The sequence below is a fragment of the Clostridium sp. TJA038 genome (assembly GCF_058310255.1).
The window spans coordinates 99,563-121,870 of the sequence record NZ_JBZEFA010000001.1 but is presented as its reverse complement, the minus strand read 5'-3'; the positions used below and the strand labels follow the sequence as shown (position 1 = coordinate 121,870).

At 28.2% G+C, this 22,308-nt stretch carries 23 protein-coding genes; 1 reads left to right on the top strand and 22 read right to left on the bottom strand.

Features of this window, described 5'->3' with window-relative positions; genetic code table 11:
* Window positions 1–16: 16 nt before the first annotated feature.
* Both selD and AC4FQV_RS00620 read right to left on the bottom strand, forming a co-directional pair.
* Window positions 17–1,048, bottom strand: a complete 1,032-nt coding sequence (gene selD / locus AC4FQV_RS00625; protein WP_491163771.1) for a selenide, water dikinase SelD — start codon at window positions 1,046–1,048, stop codon at window positions 17–19.
* 46 nt (window positions 1,049–1,094) lie between these two features.
* Entirely contained in the window at window positions 1,095–1,781 is a 687-nt protein-coding gene (locus tag AC4FQV_RS00620; protein WP_491139396.1) for a helix-hairpin-helix domain-containing protein, read from the bottom strand.
* Between the two features lie 188 nt (window positions 1,782–1,969).
* Between AC4FQV_RS00620 and AC4FQV_RS00615 the strand changes: the two genes are divergently transcribed.
* Window positions 1,970–3,289 (top strand): serine hydrolase, encoded by a 1,320-nt coding sequence (locus AC4FQV_RS00615; protein ID WP_491163766.1) that lies wholly within the window; start codon window positions 1,970–1,972, stop codon window positions 3,287–3,289.
* 27 nt (window positions 3,290–3,316) lie between these two features.
* Here AC4FQV_RS00615 and AC4FQV_RS00610 read toward each other — a convergent pair whose 3' ends face one another.
* The 20 genes from AC4FQV_RS00610 to mreD form a co-directional block, all read right to left on the bottom strand.
* A complete protein-coding gene (locus tag AC4FQV_RS00610) occupies window positions 3,317–4,219 on the bottom strand; it encodes an RluA family pseudouridine synthase (protein WP_491163762.1) in 903 nt (300 codons plus the stop codon).
* Entirely contained in the window at window positions 4,216–5,514 is a 1,299-nt protein-coding gene (locus AC4FQV_RS00605) for an LCP family protein (RefSeq protein ID WP_491163758.1), read from the bottom strand. Before AC4FQV_RS00605 ends, AC4FQV_RS00610 begins: the two co-directional genes overlap by 4 nt.
* A gap of 22 nt (window positions 5,515–5,536) precedes the next feature.
* On the bottom strand, window positions 5,537–6,103 hold the full coding sequence (yqeK, locus tag AC4FQV_RS00600) for a bis(5'-nucleosyl)-tetraphosphatase (symmetrical) YqeK (protein WP_491139401.1): 567 nt from the start codon (window positions 6,101–6,103) through the stop codon (window positions 5,537–5,539).
* A 4-nt stretch (window positions 6,104–6,107) separates the two neighbouring features.
* Window positions 6,108–6,713, bottom strand: a complete 606-nt coding sequence (gene nadD, locus AC4FQV_RS00595; RefSeq protein ID WP_491139402.1) for a nicotinate-nucleotide adenylyltransferase — start codon at window positions 6,711–6,713, stop codon at window positions 6,108–6,110.
* 1 nt (window position 6,714) lies between these two features.
* The gene (gene yhbY, locus AC4FQV_RS00590) at window positions 6,715–7,017 is read right to left on the bottom strand and encodes a ribosome assembly RNA-binding protein YhbY (protein WP_491139403.1); all 303 of its coding nucleotides are present in this window, start codon (window positions 7,015–7,017) and stop codon (window positions 6,715–6,717) included.
* 17 nt (window positions 7,018–7,034) lie between these two features.
* Window positions 7,035–8,321, bottom strand: a complete 1,287-nt coding sequence (gene obgE, locus AC4FQV_RS00585) for a GTPase ObgE (RefSeq protein ID WP_491139404.1) — start codon at window positions 8,319–8,321, stop codon at window positions 7,035–7,037.
* Between the two features lie 165 nt (window positions 8,322–8,486).
* The gene (gene rpmA / locus AC4FQV_RS00580; RefSeq protein WP_491163756.1) at window positions 8,487–8,789 is read right to left on the bottom strand and encodes a 50S ribosomal protein L27; all 303 of its coding nucleotides are present in this window, start codon (window positions 8,787–8,789) and stop codon (window positions 8,487–8,489) included.
* A gap of 3 nt (window positions 8,790–8,792) precedes the next feature.
* Complete coding sequence (locus AC4FQV_RS00575) at window positions 8,793–9,164, bottom strand: ribosomal-processing cysteine protease Prp (protein ID WP_491139406.1); 372 nt, start codon at window positions 9,162–9,164, stop codon at window positions 8,793–8,795.
* 8 nt (window positions 9,165–9,172) lie between these two features.
* On the bottom strand, window positions 9,173–9,484 hold the full coding sequence (rplU, locus tag AC4FQV_RS00570; protein WP_003452389.1) for a 50S ribosomal protein L21: 312 nt from the start codon (window positions 9,482–9,484) through the stop codon (window positions 9,173–9,175).
* A 125-nt stretch (window positions 9,485–9,609) separates the two neighbouring features.
* Window positions 9,610–11,052: an Rne/Rng family ribonuclease gene (locus AC4FQV_RS00565; protein WP_491163752.1), complete on the bottom strand. Its 1,443-nt coding sequence runs from the start codon at window positions 11,050–11,052 to the stop codon at window positions 9,610–9,612.
* Between the two features lie 16 nt (window positions 11,053–11,068).
* Window positions 11,069–11,770 (bottom strand): TIGR03936 family radical SAM-associated protein, encoded by a 702-nt coding sequence (locus AC4FQV_RS00560; RefSeq protein WP_491163750.1) that lies wholly within the window; start codon window positions 11,768–11,770, stop codon window positions 11,069–11,071.
* Window positions 11,754–13,607: a TIGR03960 family B12-binding radical SAM protein gene (locus AC4FQV_RS00555; RefSeq protein ID WP_491139409.1), complete on the bottom strand. Its 1,854-nt coding sequence runs from the start codon at window positions 13,605–13,607 to the stop codon at window positions 11,754–11,756. The genes AC4FQV_RS00560 and AC4FQV_RS00555 overlap by 17 nt, the downstream gene beginning before the upstream one ends.
* A gap of 133 nt (window positions 13,608–13,740) precedes the next feature.
* On the bottom strand, window positions 13,741–14,595 hold the full coding sequence (locus AC4FQV_RS00550) for a site-2 protease family protein (RefSeq protein WP_491139410.1): 855 nt from the start codon (window positions 14,593–14,595) through the stop codon (window positions 13,741–13,743).
* Between the two features lie 18 nt (window positions 14,596–14,613).
* On the bottom strand, window positions 14,614–15,396 hold the full coding sequence (locus AC4FQV_RS00545; RefSeq protein WP_491163746.1) for a peptidoglycan DD-metalloendopeptidase family protein: 783 nt from the start codon (window positions 15,394–15,396) through the stop codon (window positions 14,614–14,616).
* A 140-nt stretch (window positions 15,397–15,536) separates the two neighbouring features.
* Entirely contained in the window at window positions 15,537–16,661 is a 1,125-nt protein-coding gene (gene rodA / locus AC4FQV_RS00540; protein WP_491139412.1) for a rod shape-determining protein RodA, read from the bottom strand.
* A gap of 145 nt (window positions 16,662–16,806) precedes the next feature.
* The gene (gene minE, locus AC4FQV_RS00535; RefSeq protein WP_491139413.1) at window positions 16,807–17,079 is read right to left on the bottom strand and encodes a cell division topological specificity factor MinE; all 273 of its coding nucleotides are present in this window, start codon (window positions 17,077–17,079) and stop codon (window positions 16,807–16,809) included.
* Window positions 17,080–17,089: 10 nt separating this feature from the next.
* On the bottom strand, window positions 17,090–17,887 hold the full coding sequence (minD, locus tag AC4FQV_RS00530) for a septum site-determining protein MinD (protein WP_491139414.1): 798 nt from the start codon (window positions 17,885–17,887) through the stop codon (window positions 17,090–17,092).
* A 28-nt stretch (window positions 17,888–17,915) separates the two neighbouring features.
* On the bottom strand, window positions 17,916–18,551 hold the full coding sequence (minC, locus tag AC4FQV_RS00525) for a septum site-determining protein MinC (RefSeq protein WP_491139415.1): 636 nt from the start codon (window positions 18,549–18,551) through the stop codon (window positions 17,916–17,918).
* A gap of 246 nt (window positions 18,552–18,797) precedes the next feature.
* Window positions 18,798–21,797, bottom strand: a complete 3,000-nt coding sequence (locus AC4FQV_RS00520; RefSeq protein WP_491139416.1) for a penicillin-binding transpeptidase domain-containing protein — start codon at window positions 21,795–21,797, stop codon at window positions 18,798–18,800.
* Window positions 21,798–21,805: 8 nt separating this feature from the next.
* Window positions 21,806–22,303, bottom strand: coding sequence for a rod shape-determining protein MreD (gene mreD, locus AC4FQV_RS00515; protein WP_491139417.1), 498 nt, complete (start codon window positions 22,301–22,303; stop codon window positions 21,806–21,808).
* Window positions 22,304–22,308 lie beyond the last annotated feature (5 nt).

Genomic DNA, 22,308 nt, shown 5'->3' with positions numbered 1-22,308 from the left:
TATCCTCCTAAAACTCTTATTCTACTATTATATATGCATCCTTAAAATCTTCAACACGCCCTATAATAGCACTTTCAACTTCTAATTTTTCTAATCTATTTAGTATTTCTATGTAGTCTTTTTCTTTACAACTAATTAATAATCCTCCAGAAGTTTGAGGATCAAATAATATATCTTCCATAAAAGACTCTACATCTTTTAAGATGTATTTTCCATTTAAATATGCTTTATTTTCATAGCAACCAGCTGGTATAAGCCCCATAGTTGCATACTCTTTAGCCTCCTCAATAATAGGAATAGCCTCTTTAAAAATTCTAAAGGTTTTTTTAGAAGGCTCTGCCATTTCATATGCATGCCCTATTAGTGAGAACCCTGTTATATCAGTACAGGAGGTTATATTATAATCTAATATTATCTCTCCAGCATATTTATTTAAATAAGACATAACAGAAACTGCCTTTTCATAAGCTTTTTTAGAGGCCATCTCTGCTTTAATCGCTGTATTTATAATTCCTAAACCTAATGGCTTAGTCAATATTAAAATATCTCCAGTTTCAGCACCATAATTTTTTAAAATTTTATCTGGATGTACTATACCAGTAACTGATAGCCCATATTTAGGTTCATCATCTTGAACAGTATGACCTCCAACAATTACTGCTCCTGCCTCTAAAACCTTATCTGCTCCACCCTTTAATATTTCACCTAATATATTCATATCTAAACAATTAGGAAAACAAACTATATTTAAAGCAACTATAGGTTTTCCTCCCATTGCATAGACATCACTTAGGGAGTTTGCCGCTGCTATTTGTCCAAAAGTATATGGGTCATCTACTATTGGTGTGAAAAAATCTAATGTTTGAATTGTTGCCATTTCATCATTTAATTTATAAACAGCAGCATCATCTGATGTATCTATTCCAACTATTAAGTTTTCATCATACATCTTTGGTAATTTACTTAAAATATCTGAAAGAGCCCCCGGCCCTATTTTGGCTGCTCAGCCAGAAGTCTTTGATAGTTCTGTTAATCTTCTATCTACCATAAACGCCACCTCTTCTCTAAATAATAATAATATTCATTATATCATATTACTTTATAGAAATTTTATCTTTTATTTTATCTAAAGTTTTTTCGCCTATTCCACTTATTTCTTTAATTTCATCAATGCTTTTAAAGCTTCCATTTTCATCTCTATAATCGATTATGGCTTGAGCTTTACTCTCTCCTATTCCATTTAAATTCATAAGCTCATCTTTAGAAGCTTTATTTATATTTATTACTTCATCTCCTTTATTTCCTTCCTTTAAAAAATTTGTATTATTATTTTTTAAATTGGAATTTAAATTATCCTCTTCTTCTAAATCATTTATATTTTTAATAACTATACACTCTCCATCATTTAAGTATAAAGCCCTATTTATATTACTTAAATCTGCTTTTTCATTAGGTCCACCAGCTTTTTCTATAAGGTCATAAATTCTACTACCTTTATCCATTTCATAAACGTTAGGCTTTTTTACTTCTCCCTTTATTTCAACTATTATCTTTTCATCTTCTAAAGCTTCTTCATTTATTTCTAAATTTTCATTATTCCTATTATTCTCCAAATTTTCTTCTAAGATTTCCTCATTATTATTTTCATTATCTAAAAATAAAACTTCTCTATCTTCCTCACTTAATTTTTCATTAAAGGTTTTTGAATATCCTATAAACAAAAATACAATTGATACAATTGCAATAAATAAACTTCCTATAATTTTTTCTTTTCTTTTCATAATGCCTCCCTTATTCAATTTAACTTTTTTTAAAAATTTAAACTTCTTCATTAAAATTAATCATATTTATTTAACATTATTGACAATTTTTCAATTTTTACCTACCAAATTAATACAAATTTATAGAAAATATACTTAATTATTGTTATAATAATTATTGCGATTAAAATTAAAATTTTGGAGGCTCTATGAATATAAAGTTTAATACCTTAAAAATAAATCTTAAATTTATAATATCTCTAGCTTTTATATTTACTTTAATTTTAAGTACTACTGTATTTTCAGAAAGTAACGTACCTGAAATTAAAGGAGAAGGAATGGTTCTTTTAGATGGAACTACTGGTGAGGTTTTAGCTGAAAAAAATGCTAATAAAAAACTAGCTCCTGCCTCTACTACAAAAATAATGACAGCACTTTTAACAGTTGAAAATACAGATTTGCAAGATATTGTTACAGTTGGAAAAAATCCTCCTTTAGTTGAAGGAACAAGAGTTGGACTTCAAGAAGGAGATCAGTATAAAGTAGAAGAGCTTTTAAACGCTATGTTAATACAATCTGCAAATGATGCTGCTCTTGCCTTAGCAGAACACATTTCTGGTTCTGAGGAAGAATTTGCAAAACTTATGAATAAAAGAGCCGTTGAATTAGGTGCTAAAAATACTAATTTTGTTAACGCTAGTGGTCTTTTTGAAGATAATCACCTAACCACTCCATACGATTTAGCTTTAATAATGAATGAAGCTTCAAAAAATTCTATAATCTCTGAAATAACAAAGAAAGTTTCTTATGAAATGCCAAAAAGCAAAGTAAGTGGAGAAGCTTTATGGGCTAACAACAATAATCAATTAATTCACTCTACAAGTCCTCATTATAAAAAAGAAATATTTTGCAATAAAACTGGATATACAACAAAATCAAGACATACCTTTACTTGTGCTGCAGAAAAAAATAATAGAAAATTAATTCTCACTTTGTTAGGCTATGACACTAAAGAGCAGTACTATGAAGATACAAAAAAACTTTTAGATTATGGTTTTGATAATTTTTCATTAATTAAGTTATATTCTAAAGATGATGTAGTTAAGGAATATTACATAGATGATAAAAATACCTTATCCCTAGTTGTGCCTGAAGACATATATAAGACCTTTAAAAATTCTGAAATTGAGAATTTATCTAAGGAAGATATAATAAAAAATTTTAATATAGATTTTTCTGTTACTTCAAATAAGCCAATTTCTAGAGGTACTGATATTTTAAAAAATACAGATTCCTTTACTGGTACACTTGTAATTGGAAATAACAACTATAAAACTTTAAATCTTGTAAACAGTAAAGATATAACCTATTCAAATTTCGAAAAGCTTATGTTTAAAGTAAACTCTTTTAAAAAAATATATATGTTTTTAGGAATTTTAGGCTTAGTTATTTTAATATTATTTGTAATTAGAATTGTATCAACTATAAAAAGACTTAAAAGAAGAAAAAATAGTAATTTATATTCTTAAAATAAAATAAACAGTTTTAAGAAAATCTTAAAACTGTTTATTTTTTATCCTATTTATTAAATTTTTCATATCCTCAGGAAGTTCTGCTCTTAAACTTAAAAATTTCTTTGTTTTTGGACTATAAAAATCTAATCCATAAGCATGTAATGCCTGTCTTGATATAAATTCTTCATCTTCAGTACCATATAATGAATCACCAAAGATAGGATGTCCTAAGCTACTTAAATGCACTCTTATTTGATGTGTTCTTCCTGTTTCTAATAAACATTCAACTAAATCAGCACCTTCATAGCTTTCTATTACTTTATAATGAGTTATGCTTTCCTGACCTCTCTCATCTATAATTCTCTTTATGGTATCTTCTTGTGGTCTATAAATTGGCTTGTTTATAGTTCCTTCTTTTTCTTCTAAATTTCCATGAACTATAGCTAAGTATCTTTTTTGAAATTTATCAGTTTTCATTTCATTAGATAGCACCATATGAGCATACTGATTTTTTCCTATTATTATAAGTCCTGAAGTATTCATATCTAATCTACTAACTAATCTTACTATACAATCTTGATTGCTTTCTTTAAAATAATATAATATACCATTAGCTAATGTTCCATTAGGATGACTTCTTGTAGGATGAACAACCATAAAAGGCTTTTTATTTAAAACTAATATATCACTATCTTCATAAACTATTTCTATATCTATTTTTTCAGGCTCAATATTTTGACTTTCCTTTTTTGAAAGTTCAATTTTAACCTCTTCACCCTCTTTAACTACATAATTCATCTTTACAGGAACATTATCTACCTTAATTCTTTTATCTATAGCTGCACTTCTTATTAATCTTGAGGATAAACCTAATTCTTCTTTTAAAAATTCTCTTATTTTCCTCTTATCATACTCTTTAGTTATTTTACTTTCTAAAATACTCATTGCATCTCTCCGAAATTTTTAAAATCTTTTCCTAATAATATTACTATATCATAATTTCCATTACTATCGTACTTAGAAGAAATTCCATTTTTTATCTTATCTATTTTCAAATCACTTTCCATAAAGGCTCTAGAACTTTCATCTCTTATTAAAATTTCTGATTTCTCCATAGAATCTCCATTTCCAATATCAACTTTTTCATATCCGTTTTCATTTAATTGTTTTTGAACATTTTTAGCTAAGCCATTTATTTTAGTGCAATTTAAAACCTTTATTTTAAGTTCTCCTCTTGCAGCACTAGGAATAACATTTTTTCTTCCACTTAAATTACTACTATTTAAATGACTTTTTAGTTCATTAGTAGCCTTTTCGTTAGGAATGTAATAAGAAACATTTCCTATATATTTACCTTCACCTGGCAAAGTTATCATATTTATATTACTTTTATCAACTTCTATTCCCTTAAGACCATAAGCTACAATAACATCTAAAGGAATATTAGTATCTATGTTTTTATTTAAAACATCAACTATATTATCTATTTTAGTAATGGTTGAGAAGGATAAAGCCTTATCTATTAAAGCATTTAAAAACTTTTGTTGATTTTTTATTCTATCAACATCGCCATTTACAAGTCCAGTTCCATCATTATTTTTTCTCCACCTAAAAAATTCCTCTGCTTTTTTTCCATCTAAACGAACAGTTTCCCCTTTATTAAAATGTATATGAAGGTCTTGTGCTGGGTCATCATAGTTCATATCTTGGTCTATATACATATCAACACCACCAATAGCATCTACTAAGCCTCTAAATCCTTCATAATCAACTTTAACAACATAGTCAATCTTAACGCCTAGCATATTTCCTACTAGTTTTTTTACAAGAGCCTCTCCCCCAATAGGATAAGCTGCATTTATTTTTTGAGACTTACCTCCTATTTTAACTCTTGTATCTCTAGGTATTGAAATTAATTTAACTTCTTTTTTTACAGGGTCAAAATTAGCTAATATAATAGTATCTGTTCTTTTTGCTTCTTTATTGTTTAAGTTTTGTGTATCCCCAATATCCATGCCTAATAAAAGAACGTTAATAGGCTGCTCAACCTTTATAACATCTTGTTTAACATCTTTAACTATACTAAAAACTTCTCCTAGAAAACTTCCATACTTAATGTAAAAATACCCAAAAACACTTATAAAAAAAATAAAAATAAAAATTATACTACATAAAATTATTTTCTTTATTAAGCCTTTTCTTGCTCTTACATCACCGTAATTATTATCACTTTTTCCCATATAACTCTCTCCAAATATTAAATTATTTTTTAAGTATTAAATAATTTCTAGCCTCTATAGTTAGAGGATGTATTAAATTGCCTTGTTTCATGACAAAAGAAATAGTATTTTCTAACCCCATTAAAAGACCTTTATCTAAATTATTTCTTGTTGTTTTTCTAAGTTCTTCAACACCTTTAAAATCTCTACTTGGCTCTATATAATCTGATATATAAATTATTTTTTCTAGTGTACTCATATTTTTTCTACCTAAAGTATGATACTTAATCGCATTTAAAACATCTTGATTTTCAATCTCAAATTTTTCCTTTGCTATAATAGAACCTACAAATCCATGTAAAACTTGAGGTGAATTTAAAGTTATTTCATCTAACTCATATCCATGCTCTTTTAAAATACTTATTTGCTTTTCTATGGGAATATATTTTGCTACATCATGAACTAAAGCTGCTAACTCTGCATTAAAAACATTCTCTTTATTTAGTTTAGCAAGTTCCTTAGCAGTTTCAACAACACCTAAAGTGTGAATATATCTACTTCCTTTAATTTCTTCTTTAACATAATCATTTATTTTATCTAATGACCACATACTCTTATCTCCTATATAAGTTATATTTATTTATTATTTCATCTACACCTGGTGGCAAAAAGAATTTTACCTCTAAAGAATTTATAACTCTTTCCCTTATTATAGTTGAACTTATTTCTATGTGTAATAAATCTAAATATACTATATTAGTAAAATATTCTCTATCAAAGGCTTCTTTCCTTTTTAATAAATTAATTTTATCAAATCCAGGTCTATTAAAAACAACTAAATTACTTAATCTAAAAATCTCTTTTATATTTTTCCATGAATTTAAGTTTATAAGACAATCTGCTCCTGTTATGAAATAGAGCTCTACCTCTTTAAAACTTTCATGTAAATATCTTAAAGTTTCATAAGTAAAGCTCAATCCTTTTTTCTCTATTTCATAATTATTTATGGAAAAAAAGCTATATGGCTCTATAGCTTTTTTAACCATTTCATATCTAATTGCTTCATCAGTTACATCTTTCCACTTCTTATGAGGTGGATTGCCAGCTGGCATAAATATAACCTCATCTAAATTTAATACTTTATAGGCTTCATAAGCTATATAAATATGGCCTATGTGTATTGGGTCAAAAGTTCCACCAAATACTCCTATTTTCCTCATATTACTTACCTTTTTTAGGTAATTCTATCTTAGGATTATTTTTTGATGCTCTATATAAAACTATTTTATTTCCTATAGATTGAACTCCTTCGCATCCTAGTCTTTCACAGATAAAATTTGAAGCTTCTCTTGTCTCTAATCCACTATTTTCAAGAACATTTATCTTTAAAATCTCTCTTGCTTCTAAAGCATCATCAATTTGCTTTAAAAAGTTATCTTCTATTCCATTTTTACCAATTTGAAATATAGGAGTTAATTTAGCACCTAACCCTCTTAAATATGCTCTTTGCTTTGTTGTTATCATTCTCTATCCTCCATTAATTATAGTAAGTATTCAAACTCAAAATCGTTTAGTCTTACCATATCTCCATCTTCTATTCCCATTTCTCTTAATTCATTGAATATTCCTTTATTATTAAGAACTTTGTGGAAATATCTTAATGAATCTGGATCATTTACATTAACAGCTAGTAATAATCTGTCTACAAATGAACCTTCTATTACATAAACCTTTAATCCATCTTCTTCTATTGGATTAATAGTATATGTAAATTTCTTATCCTCTGGAATAAATCTTTCATCCTCTGGTATTTCTAAGTCAGTAACAGGAATATCCTTAAGCATTTTAGCTGCCTCTTTTATTACTTCTTCTACTCCTTGTGAAGTAGCTGCTGACATTTTAAATACCTTATCAAAGCCCATTTTATTTACTTCTGTTTTAAAGTTTTCGAAAACTTCTTCATCAAATAACATATCACATTTATTTGCTACTACTATTTGAGGTCTATCCCAAAGTTTAACACTATAGTTTTTTAATTCCTCATTTATTCTTTTAAAGTCTTCTACTGCATCTCTTCCTTCAATTCCTGAAATATCAACAACATGAATTAAAAGTCTTGTTCTTTCTATATGTCTTAAGAAATCTAATCCAAGTCCAACGCCCTCTGAAGCACCTTCTATAATACCTGGTATATCAGCCATAACAAAAGGTTCTATTCCTTTTACAGCAACAACACCTAAATTAGGTTTTAAAGTTGTGAAATGATAATTAGCTATCTTTGGTTTAGCCTTAGTTACTACTGAAAGGAAAGTTGATTTTCCAACATTAGGGAAGCCTAAAAGACCTACATCTGCTAATAATTTTAATTCTAGAGTAACCCATCTTTCTTCTCCTGGCATTCCTGGTTCAGCAAAAGTTGGTGCCTGTCTTGTTGGAGTACAGAACTTACAATTTCCTTTACCACCTTTTCCCCCTCTACATATTGTATATGTATCATCTTTATGAGAAAGGTCTGCCATTACCTTGTTAGTTTCACTATCTCTTATTATAGTTCCCATAGGAACCTTTATTATTAAATTTTCTCCATCTTTTCCATAGCATTTAGAACCTTGCCCATCTTGCCCTCTTCCAGCTACGAATTTTCTCTTATATTTAAAATCTAAAAGAGTTGTCATTCCTGGGTCTACTACAAAGGTAACATCTCCACCTTTTCCGCCGTCTCCACCATCTGGTCCTCCAAGAGGAACGTATTTTTCTCTTCTAAAGGAAACTGAACCATGACCTCCATCTCCAGATTTAACAAATATCTTGGCCGTATCTATAAACATGTTTTCTCACCTTACTTTCTCTATAAAATGTTCCTTTTTAGTATATTATAACCTTACTTTATTATAAAAACACAACTTTTTAATGTTATGTTATTAATTTAACATTTTTTCTTATTAATTAAAAAGCACCCTTTACTTAGGGTGCTTTTATAAAACTAAATATTATTATTCAGCTATAAGTTCTTCTACGTTTACTGGGTAAACAGAAGCTTTTTTCTTGTCTCTTCCAAGTCTTTCGTATCTAACAACACCATCGATCTTAGCGAATAAAGTATCGTCTCCACCTTTACCTACGTTAGCACCTGGATGAATCTTTGTTCCTCTTTGTCTTACTAAGATGTTTCCAGCAAGAACGAATTGTCCATCTGCACATTTAACACCAAGTCTTTTAGCTTCAGAATCTCTACCGTTCTTTGAGCTACCAACCCCTTTTTTATGTGCAAATAATTGAAGGTTCATTTTTAACATAGTCTACACCTCCTCTTTTATTATCTCTATATATTTACAACGCGTTTTCTTTCCTAAACTGCTATCCAGTCCTAGGACTAGACTCGCTAAGCTCATTTCAAAAGTTTTTAATAAAACTTGAGCCTCAACTATCTCCTCTTGAGTAAACCCATTTAGATCTAGTTTTAAATATCCATCACTCATTTCATAGTTTACATTAAGTTTTAAAACTTCATCTAAACCAATGATTGCACTTTGAGATAATACTGATACGGAATTACATATCATATCGTACGCCTCTCCAGCTAGAATAGCATCTCTGCATTCCATTGCGTGTCCTTTAATAGTGAAGGAAATTATGTTATCTTTTTTTGATTGAATTTTAACTCTAATCATATCAGAAATTAAGCTTCGATCTTTTCGATAACGATCTTAGTGTAAGGTTGTCTGTGACCATTTTTTCTTCTGTAGTCTTTCTTTCTCTTGTATTTGAATACAACAACTTTCTTAGCTTTTCCTTGAGCTAATACTTTTGCTACAACCTTAGCACCCTCAACTACTGGTGCACCAACTTTGATTTCTCCGTCTTTAGCGACTGCAAGAACTTCTGTTAATTCAACTGTTGAGTCAACTTCAGCGTTAAGTTTTTCAACGAATAAAACGTCTCCTTCTTGAACTCTGTATTGTTTTCCTCCTGTAGTTAATACTGCGTACATTAAAACACCTCCTCATAACGGTCTCGCCACTTAAGGTAAACTAATTAAAGTTATTTTCAAAACCTATTCGTGAGCGGTTTACAAAAGCCATTCTATCATAGCAAACACCTTTTGTAAAGTTAATTTTAATATTTTTCGATATTCTTAATCAAATACTCTTCAACAATTTCTATTTGCTTTTTAAATATTAATGGTTCAACTTTATAAAATTCTTTAAAGTCTTCAAAATTCAAATAAATATTTAAATCTAAAGCTCCAATTTCTTTTAAAAACTCAAAAATATTTCCTTTAATATCTTTTTCATATATAGAATTTATAGTTATATGAAAATCTTTTATATTTCCATCTATATTTTTCTTTAAAATTTCATTTTTTAAAAGAAGATTTATATATGATAATTTAAGTCTTTTACCATGACCTTTGCATACATCACAGTTTTCCTCTATATATTCATATATACTTTTTCCTTTTCTATATCTAGTTATTTGAACTAAACCAAGTTCAGTAAAAGGAAAAACTTTTGCTCTTTGATTATCACTTTCAAATTCTGATTTTAAAATATCTAATATTTTTTTCTTATTTTCCTTTAAATACATATCTATAAAATCAACTAATATTATTCCACCTAAATTTCTAATCTTTATTTGTCTAGCAATTTCAATTGCAGCATTTTTGTTAGTTTCATAGGCTGTTTTTTCTTTGTTTTTATGATTTGTATTTTTTCCAGAGTTAACATCTATAACATACATAGCTTCTGTTTTTTCTATGACTATATCTCCACCACAGTTTAAATTAACTCTATTATTTCTAAGGCTTAAAATTTCTTTTTCAATACCATAATAATCAAAAAGACTTCTAGGTTCCTCATAAAGAGTTACTTTTAAATATTCTGAATTAGAAATACTATCTTTTATTCTTTTATAATCCTCTAAGGAGTCAACAATTATTGAAGAAGTAAATTCATCAATATCCTCTCTGATTATTTTATTTATAAGGTCTCCCTTTCCTAATAATCTTTTTGGATTTAAGGAAAATTTCCCTTCTCTAATAACATCTCTATAGGTTTTATATAGTTCTTCTATTTCTTCTTGAATCTCAGAGATACTAGCACTTTGTGCCTTTGTTCTAATAGTAATTCCTACTTCTTTTGGTTTTATTAATGAATTTTCAAGGTCCTCTTTAAATTCTAAGTCCTCTATTTTTTTTGAGAATGAAATATCTTTTCTTGAAGTTTCTAAAACACAGTATCTTCCTGCTAAAGATATTTTAGGTGTAACCTTTGCACCTTTATTTCCTAGTTGTTCCTTTAAAACTTCAACAGTTATTCCATCTCCTTGCTTTAAATCATAATCTTCTTCTCCAAGTATCATATAAGCCTGTTTACCATATCCAATATCAATAAAAGCACTTTTTATTCCCTTTACAACTCTCTTTACTATACCTTTATATATTTCTCCTTGAACAGGTTCCAAGCTTTCTTCTTCTATATAACACTCACTTAAAAGATTATTTTTCTTTATAGCAACCCTTAATAAATTTTCTCTTCTTTCTACATATATTTCTCTCATGAATTCACTTCCTAATTTAGATGTAATTACATAAAGGAACTAAAGTATCTCCTTTGTATGCATACATCTCAACTCTTTTTATTTCTACGAAAGCTTCCTCATTAACATTTGATGTATTTTCTTTTATAACCTTTGCTAAAAGTTCTGCTGAAAGATTCTCTCTACTTCCACAGCTAATAGTTGTATCAACTACTAAACAATTTCCCTCAGTAAAGCACTTAAAGTCCTTTATGAAAGGTTTTATATCTGCTTCTTTTTCACCTTTTTTAGTTCTTTTAATTGTTACTATCTCTTTTTTATCCATTAAAGCTTTAACTTCTTCTTCAGCCTTAGAAACATCATTATATTTTATTTTTATTATATATCTTGCAGCATCTAAAAGAGCCATAGCTGCTGGTAATCTCTTAACATTATGTATAACTGGACTTTTTGAAACTTCTAAAAATCTAATACCATTTGCTGAGAATTCATTTAATTTTTCTTTAACTAACTCTTCATCCATATCCTCAGTTAAATTTAAGTCTAAATAATCCCCTTCAGAATACACTCCAACAGATAAAGGTTGTGCTATTGCTAAAGCCATATGAGGATTAAATCCTTTTGAATATTCAACTGGAAGTTCAGCTCTTCTTACTATTCTTTGTATTGTTCTCATTAAATCTAAATGTGAAACAAATTTTATCTCTGAATCTTTAGTAAATTTAATTAAGTATCGCACCTTCAAAACACTCCCCATCTTTAAAGTTTACATTTACTCCACAACCTGTACATCCTTTTCTACAGTTTTGAGTAAGTTCTCCTGTTTTAGCCTTTTCATTTTCTCTTTCAAGATATTTTCTTGTTACTCCAATATCTATAAAGTCCCATGGTAATACTTCATCATAACTTCTTTCTCTGTAAACATAGAAATCTCCATCTACATTACATTCTTTTAAAGCTTCTTGCCATATTTCAAAGTTAAAGTATTCTGACCATCCATCAAACTTTGCACCTTTTTCATAAGCTTTTATAAGAACATCACAAAGTTTTCTATCACCTCTAGCTAAAACACCTTCCATATATGATGTCTTTTGTTCATGGTAATTATAAACTATACTTCTTGATTTTATAGCACCTTTTACTGCATTAATCTTTTCAGTTACAACATCCATTTTTTCCATTGGAGCCCATTGGAATGGAGTAAATGGCTTTGGTACAAGAATAGATGTACTTACAGTTATTCTAAGACCTTTATTTCTTATATGCTTTGGTACAGCAAAGTATTGGTCTGCTATTTTTTCAGCTAATAATCCTATTTCAGCTGTATCATCAATTGTTTCATAAGGAACACCAATTATAAAGTATAATTTTATAGTACTCCATCCTGATTCAAAGGCATTTTTAGCTGCTTCTAATATTCTTTCTTCTGTTAAACCTTTATTTATAACATCTCTCATTCTTTGAGAACCAGCCTCTGGTGCAAAAGTTAATCCAGTTTTTCTAACCTTTTGTATTTCTTTTAATAAATCTACTGAAAAAGCATCTACTCTTATTGAAGGTAAGGCAACACTTACATTTTTATGTCCATGTTCTTCTACAAGGTCTTTTACTAATCCTTGAATATCTGAATAATCACAAGTACTTAAAGAAACTAGTGAAACTTCATCATATCCTGTAGCTTTAAGCATTTTTCTAGCTTGATTTAATAAAGTCTTTCTGCTTTTTTCCCTAACTGGTCTATATATCATTCCTGCTTGACAGAATCTACATCCATTAGTGCATCCTCTAAATAATTCTAAAACAACTCTGTCATGAACTATTTCACTATAAGGTACTATTAAGCTATCTGGAAAATCAACTTGGTCAAAGTTATTTATAATTCTCTTTTTAACCTTTTTAGGAACATCATCATATTTAGGAGTAAATTCTTTTATTGTACCATCTTCATTATATGTAACGTCATATAGTGATGGAACATAAACACTTGGAATATGACTTGCTTCTCTTAAATAAGCTTCCTTATTAAAGTTGTCCTTATGCTTTTTATAAAGGTCTAAAAGGTCATTTAAACCTTCTTCCCCTTCTCCTAATTGGAATATATCAACTATGTCATATAAAGGTTCTGGATTATAGGCACAAGGTCCCCCTGCAATTACTATTGGGTCCTTTTCTGTTCTTTCTGAAGCTCTTAATGGAACCCCTCCCATGTTTAACATATTTAATATGTTTGTATAACTCATCTCGTATTGAAGAGTAAATGCTAAAAAGTTAAATTCATTTATAGGATCCTTAGTTTCTAAGGCATATAAAGGAAGATTATTTTCTCTCATAAGTTTTTCCATATCAGGCCATGGTGCATAAACTCTCTCACAATATGTATCTTCTCTTTGATTTAAAACATGGTATAAAATTCTTGAACCTAAATGAGACATTCCAACTTCATAAACATCTGGAAAACAAAATCCAAATCTTATATCAACTTCCTTTGGATTTTTTATAACTTCATTAAGTTCACCACCTATATATCTAGATGGTTTTTCAACTCTATATAAAATATCATCACTTATATTTACCATTTAGTTTCCTCCTGCAATTTAATTTTATAAAATCTAATTCTAAAATCTATAATAAAAGAGAAGTATATCAATTTATACTTCTCTCATATTAACATTTTTATTTTATCACAAAGAATAATTATAACCAATATATTTATTCTTTTCTATACTTAATGTAATATTCTTTTAAATTTATATTTCCAACTGTTTTTAAAATATTTACTATTTCATTTTCTTTTAAAATATAAAGAAGGTTCATTTCATCATCTAAAACATAAAATATATTAAATCTATTTTTATCAATAATTCTAAGAAGATTAACCATATCTTGATCACAATATACAGAAGTAATTCTACTATCTATGTATTTCTTATTAATTAATCGTTCTCTCTTTTTACTTACATCTCCCATAATTATATACATTACCTTTCTTCTCTCATTATAACTTAAATAGATTATTATTATTCCTGCTAATATACTTGTTATATTAAATCTCTTAAGAACTAAAATTCCATAAATAAACAACAAAACAAATGCTATTCCAAATGAATAGCTTATTTTAATTAATATATTATTTACATCCTTAAAAATCATATTTTTTTCCAATAAAGCACCTAATATTTTACCTCCATCTAAAGGATATGTAGGAAGCATATTAAAAATAAATAAAACTAAATTCACTTCATAAGTTGAATAAATATATTGATTTTTAAAAATAAATTTATAAATTAAAAAGGTAAGGAAAGCAATCATTCCATTTAATATAGGCCCTGCAAAACATATTATTAATTTTTCTTTAGAGCTTAAGTCCTCAAAATCTTTAATTTCTAATCTAGCTCCTAAAACATGAACTTTGAACTTTTCCGACTCTATATTTAATTTTAATAAAACAAAGTAATGAGCTAATTCATGTATTATAATCCAAAAAAAAGCTAAGGCTAAATCAAATATAAAACCTAAAACAAAAAAAATAATAAGTTCTAGTATTATTCTTTTATCAATTTTCAAAGCTTACACTCCTAAAAATTAATCTTTTTTAACTTTTACAAAATTATCTTTAAATAATACTTGAATCTCTATGCCCTTTGCTTTTTCACCTTCAGAAGAAACTCCTATTTTTTCTCCTTCCTTAACCTTATGACCTATATCTTTTGAAACACTTTCTAAATTATTATATAAAATATATAAATCATCATAATATTTAACCTTTAAAGAATATATATTATTTATTTTATTTACATCTATAATTTCTCCATCTAAAGGACTTTTAACCTCTCCTCTTTCCCCTTCTATAAAAAATGTATCTTTTAAACCTTCTTTCTCTTTAATAACTCCCTTAAAAATCTCTACACTACTTTCCTTTAAAAAATCTATAGATTCTTTTTCAACCACTTCGAAATCATTAAAAGCAGAAATTTCTCCCTCATTGCTTTCTATATTTTTTTCTTCTAAAGTTTCTAAGGCAAAGCTTTCATCTATATTTTTACTAAAAGTAGCTAGTATATTACTTTTATTTATATTTAAATTTTTATAATATCCATTTTCCTCTATTATTTCATTTAGCTTAGTATTTAAACTTAATAAGAATTTATTTTCTCCCTCACCTATAAAAAAAAGCCCTAAAAAAATCATTACACTAATGGTTGATGAAAAAACAATCTCCTTAATTAAAATTTTACCTAAACTATTTTTATTCCGTTTTTTATAAAAGTTCTTTTCATTAAAATCAACTTCATATTTAGGAGAAGTTTTTCTTTTTTTGTTTATTTTTTTATAATACTTCTCATAAGCTCCATTATAGTTTCCCATAAAGCTTCTCCTTTCTATAAATATTTAATTACAATCTATATATATTTTTTTCTATCTACTTATAGAACTTTTATTAAAATTGGAATTATATTAATTAAAAAAATAAAACCTTAAGTATTAAAAATACTTAAGGTTTTATTTTAAAATTTTAATTTCTTTCTTCTCATAGAAATATTTAAAACTAAGGCTATACTAGCTACCGTTGTAAGAAGGGAACTACCTCCGTAACTTACTAAAGGTAAAGTTATACCTGTTATAGGCATTATACCTATAGTCATTCCAATATTTTGTAATATAGCAAATATAAAATAGGAGGCAAATCCTACACATATAATCGACCCAAATATGTCCTTCGAGGTCTTTGCCGTTATTATTATCCTATATATCATTATTCCATATAATAATAAAAGTATTATACCTCCTAAAGTACCCCAATGTTCTCCTATTACAGCAAAGATAAAGTCTGTTTGTTTTTCAGGTACAAATTCAGAAGAATACCCACCAACTTCTCCATTTAAATCCAATCCTGTACCAAAGAAACCTCCAGAACCAATACCTATTTTAGATTGAGTAAGCTGTAAATTTATTCCTAGCTCATCTCCATCAGGATTTAAAAATCCAACTAATCTATCTTTTTGATAATCCTTTATAAGCCCTGAATTCCAAACTAAAGCTATGGCAACCACAATAGATAAAAGTCCTGCACCTATTACTTTAAAATCTAATCCTGCCGCAAAAAATATACCAAGAGCTATAAAAAATGAAACCATAGTCATTCCCATATCAGGTTGTACAACAATAAATATCATAGGTATTATTGCATACATTGCAACCTTAATAAAATTCCTAAAGTCATTTATTTTAAGGTCAATCTGACTCATCTTTTTGGCGAGCATAAGTATCATGGCCGTCTTTGCAAGCTCAGAGGGCTGAATACTTACAGGTCCTAGAACAATCCATCCTCTAGCACCATTTATTACACTCCCTGCAAATCTAGTTATTAAAAGAAGCGCTATAGACCCCCAATAAAATATCTCTACGTAATTGTATATTATGTTATAATCCCAAAGTAATATTATGTACAATGCCACCATTGATATTATAAACCACATTAACTGTTTCTTAGCAAAGAAAAATCCCACCTGAGATTTTGTTCCTAAATATATGTTCAATATTCCAAACAGTATTATTAATATCATAGATACTAAAAGCTTATAATCAATTTCTCTTCTTAGTTTACTATCTAGTTTTAGTCTACTAAGCATTATAGTACCTCCATAAATTTTATTTCTTTAAACAACTATCTATATAATACTTTATTTTTTCCTATTTTCAATTACAAAATTCTGAACTTTTTAAAATACCAATAAAAAGCTATCTCAAAAAAATTTGAAATAGCTTATTTTTTATTTATCTAGCTTTTCCTTTTATATTTTTTATCGGTATATTAGCTACTAAAGATGGTGCTTCTCCCTCTATTGCATTTGATTTTGTAACTGTTATATCTACATCTTCGTTTTCAATTTCAACATATTTAGAAAGCACATCTAATATTTCAAGTCTTATTTTATCTAAAACTTCATCTGATAGTTCTCCTCTATCATGAATTAAAATAACCTTTAATCTATCTTTAGCAACTTGCTTTGGTGTAGGTTTACTAGAAAAAACATTTAAAAAACTCACTTTTTCTCACCTACCCTCTTTTAAATAATTTTAATATAGAACTAAATATTCCTTGATGTTCTGTGTTTAAGTCCATTAAAGGAACATCTTCTCCTGCTATTCTTCTTCCTATATTTCTAAAAGCTTGTCCTGCACTTGCTTTTTCATCTAAGACTATAGGCTCACCCTTATTAGTAGAAACAGTTATACTTCTATCATCAGGTACAACTCCTAATAGTTTTACTGAAAGAGTTTCTATTATATCTGAAATATCTAACATATCTCCATTTTTAGTCATTTCATAGTTTAATCTATTTACTATAACTTCATGATTTTCTAATCCCTTAGCATCAAGCTTTCCAATAACTCTATCTGCATCTCTAACAGAAGTTATTTCTGGATTAACTACAACAATAGCTCTATCTGCTCCAACTATAGCATTTTCAAAACCTTGTTCTATACCAGCTGGGCAATCTAAAATTACATAATCAAATTCTTCTTTTAATTCATTTACTAATCTTAACATTTGCTCAGGACTTATATCATTTTTATCCTTAGTTTGAGCTGTTGGTAGTAAATATAAATTATTAAATCTCTTATCTCTTATTAAAGCTTGTTTAGTTCTACATCTATTTTCTATTACATCAATTATTGTGTAAACAATTCTATTTTCTAATCCCATTAACACATCTAAATTTCTTAGACCTGTATCTCCATCAACAACAACAACCTTTTTCCCTTGTGCTGCTAAAGCTGTTCCGATGTTAGCTGTAGTAGTTGTTTTTCCAACTCCACCTTTTCCTGATGTTATTACTATCGATACTCCCATTACTTTCCCTCCATTAAATTATGTAATATTAATAAGAATATTTATCCGGTAAATACGGCTCTACAATTATATTATTTCCATTTAATCTAGCCACCTCTGGATATCCTGTTTTTTCAAAATCATCCGGTGATATTGTTATTTTACCTGATATAGAAATTAACTCAGGCTCTAAAGAGTAGGCTGCTATTATAGCATTTTCATTTCCATTGTCTCCTGCAAAAACCTTTCCCTTTAAGTCTCCTAATACAACAACATTTCCATGTGCCCTAACTTCTCCTCCATTATTAACATCACCAATTATTATTAAATTACCTGCGTAATTTAAACATTGACCACTTCTTACAGTTTTTCTTACAAACTTTGTTCTTCCCTCATAAACTCCTGAAAAAACACTACTTTGCTTTTCTAATCGCTCTTCAAATATACAATCTTTTATAAGTATCTCATCAAAAAGTACATCTTTTAATTTTGATATTTGTCTTTCGTTTATATATTTTAAATCAGTAGTTACAGTTAAAGTAGCCCCTTTATAAAATTTTTTTCCTCTACTTAACTTTTCTACTAAAGAATCAAGCATTTCATCAAAATTCCCAAATTTGTCCATGTTTATTATGGCATTTATCCCTAGCTTATTTCCTTTTATAAAAATTCTATCATCACGCATAGTAAATTACTATCCTCCAAGTATCCAACCCCTTTTATTCTTAAGGTAAATTATACATTAAATCAATTCTCACTTTATATTATATAAATTATTTGTAATTTATAAAAGAACTTTATGAAATAAAGTAGTAAATTTTTGAAAAAATAAATCTCATTTTAAAAGATTAATTATAAAAATTGAAATCTTTTAACTAAAATTATAATAACAATCTAAAAACCCACAGAAAATACTTCTGTAGGTTTTTTATTACTGAGCTTTATTTTCTTCTACTTTAGCTTCATCTTTTGTTTTATCTTTTGCATCATTATTTTCTTTAGCTTTATTATCTAAATTGTTATTATTTATATTTGAATCCTGCACAGCCTGTAATGGTGGATTTAATGAATAATCATAAGTATTTCCATCAATATCTACTGGTCTATAATCTGGATAGTCTTTCTTTAATTCATCTCTAAAGTAAGTTTCATAAACAGCCTTAGCAATATATGAACCATAGTATCCATGACCACCATCATAAAGTACAGTAGCTACTGCTACTTTAGGATTATCTAAAGGAGCAAAGGAAATATATACACCATAGTCATTTCTTCCATAATCTGACTGGTCATTTCTAAAGGTAGCTGTACCTGTTTTACCACCAGTTACAATAGGAAATCTTGACATTATAGAACTTGCAGAACCTCCATCTTCTCTGTTAACTCTTCTCATACCTTCCTTAACAGCATCTAATGTAGCTTTTGACATATCTACTTTATTTAAAACCTCTGGTTTAAATTCCTCAACTAAGTTTCCTTGTGCATCTGTTATCTTGTCAACTAAATGAACCTTATATCTAGTTCCTCCATTAGCTAAAGTTGCTACATAACTTGCAAGTTGAACAGGAGTAAAGTTACTTGTACTTTGTCCTATAGCTGAGTCTGTAAGGTTTCTTGGTGAAACTATTTGATATGCAATATCTCCAACTACCCAAGCAACTATCTTTTGAGTTGTTAAATTTATTGCTTTATCTGCTTTTTCTTCCTCATCCTTAGCTTTTATTCCATTAAAGTTTTTAACACTTTCTCTATAAGCAGGGTCTACATTATATAAAGTTTTAAGGTCTTTCTTTAAAGCTTCACTTAAAGCTTTTTCATCTATTGTATTTCCATCGCCAAGTTTATTTAATGAATTTTCAACATCCTTCTTTATAGCTTCTTTAGCTACTGATAACTCCTTAGAATCTCTGTCGCTAACTCCTATGCTTATAGGTGGAAACTCTGGTGAAGGTGAATTAACAAAAGTACCTTTTTCAAGGGAATCTACTAATGTAAATCTCATAAGAGCTATTGTTTGATTTTTAAAAGATTCAAAATTATAAACTTGACCGAAATTTTCTGATATTTCAATACCTGTAGAAGCTTTTTGATCTGAATTTGGATTAACTCCTAATCCAAATTGCCAAGCATATTTTGCAATAGAATCTAAAGCTTCTGTACTACTCTTTTTATATCTTCCATCTCCGTAAGGGTCTCCTCCATTTTTATAATACATTTTTACTGCAGCATCAAAATAATATGAATTTGATGAGTGTTGAAGTGCAGTATATAAATCTGGAGTACCTCTATAGTTAGTATCTCTTGGCCAGTTTGCTGGATTTTTACCAAAAATCTCTGGATATGATTGACCAAAGTTTTGACCATTTGCATATACTGTAGAACTTGGAGTTATAACACCATATTCTAATGCAGCTACGCTTGTTAGAGGTTTAAAAGTTGAACCTGGTGGAACCATACCTAAAGTAGCATAATTATAAAACCTCTTTGGATAAAGGTCATATAAATCTTCTCTTAACCCTGTTTTTTCATTTTTAGGGAAAAGGTCATCTACTGTCTTATTTAAAGCATTCTTAGCTATAAAATCTTTTGCAAAGGCTTCATAATCTGGTTGGAAATATTCCTTTGCAACCTTAGGGTCTAGCTCTCCTTTTGAAAACTCATTAGGATTAAATCCTGGATAACTAACTAAAGCTAATACTTTTCCTGTATTTACTTCTATAGCAACAGCAGCTCCTCTTGTTGCATTTCTTGTATTTACAGAATCATAATTTCTATTTTGTAGATGCTCTAAAACACTCTTCATAGAAGTTTCAGCTGAATATTGAATATCCTTGTCTACAGTTAAATGAACATTATTTCCAGGATAAGATTCTAAGTCATAAAGTTCTTCTTTCTTTCTTCCTGAAGAATTTACCTTAACTGTAGTACCACCTTTAACTCCCTTTAATTCATTTTCAAAAGCCGCTTCTATTCCAGCTTTTCCTATAAGGTCTGTAGAAGCATCATATCCTCTTGCTTCATATTTAGATTTTTGGTCTCCATTTATAGAAGCTACATATCCTATGAAGGAAGAACCTAACTCATTATATGGATAATATCTCATAGGCTCAATACTTACATCAATTCCTGGTAAGTCATTAAGTCTTTGATAGAATATAAAGGCTGTTTCTTTATTTATATCCTTAGCTATAGTAACAGGCTTATATCCTGAGAAACTTTGCATTTTTATTGCATTTTTAACAAGCATATATCCTCTTATTTCTTGTAAAGAATATTTCTTTAATAATATGTTTGCAATCTCCTTAGAATCCATCTTTTTAAATTGATCCTTTTCTTCCTTAGTTGGATTTAAAACATCATATAATTGATACTCTTTTACTAAGAAATCAAAAGCTTCCTTTGGAGTAACCTTCAAAAGCTCGCTATCTATTTGGTCTTCTTCTTCTGCAGTTAAATCTCCCTCTTTATTCTTAAAGAGAATATTTTTAACCTTATCTCCCATACCAATATCTTTTAAGAATCTTAATTTTTCAGCATCTCCTGAAACATCAAAATAAAGTTCTCCCTTATCATTTATTCTAAGTTTAAAGTTATCTAATATACTTTGATTATTCTCTTTTAAAAGAGAATAAACTTTATCTATTGTAGTATAAAAGTTTTTATTTGATTCTTCTGTTTCAGTAAATGTTAAGGTGTATGTTTGTCTATTCGTAGCTAAAATATCCCCATTTGAATCATAAATTTTTCCTCTTGGAGCCTGTTCTGATAGAAATCTCATAGACCTAGTATCTGCTCTTTGCTTATATTCATCATAATTAAACACTTGAAGGTAAACAAGCCTTACAACTATGGCAACAAATACTATTATCATTATTCCTATGAGAATTTTATATCTATCTATAGGCGTTTTTCCATTTATCGAACTTCTCATTTAACCACCTATTTTTCACTTATTTTCCATTCTCTTTTCATAATATCTTTATTGCATAACTTATAAACCCAGTTATACATAAAGAAGCCTATAAACACATTATATAAAACCATAATCCAGAAATTTAATAAATTAACCTTTATATCTATTAAATTTAATATAAATGCTACTATAAAAAACTTTACAGCAGTTAAAGCACCTACAGATAAAACTGGTATTGTTTTTTTGTGTTTAAAGACACTTTCTCCAATGTAAGCTGATATTAAACACACTAGCATATTTACTAGCATATTTACCCCAAAGACATTTACAAAATAAATATCTTGAAGAAATCCTGATAATACACCTATAAATACCGCTTCCCAATATCCACTCATAAGAGAATATAGTATAGCAAAGGTGAATAACAAACTAGGATAAACACCTTTTATAGAGAAGAAGGGCACAAGAGTATTATCTAAAATAAATAATAAAAGACATATTAATATAAGTATTAATCTTTTCAAATTAA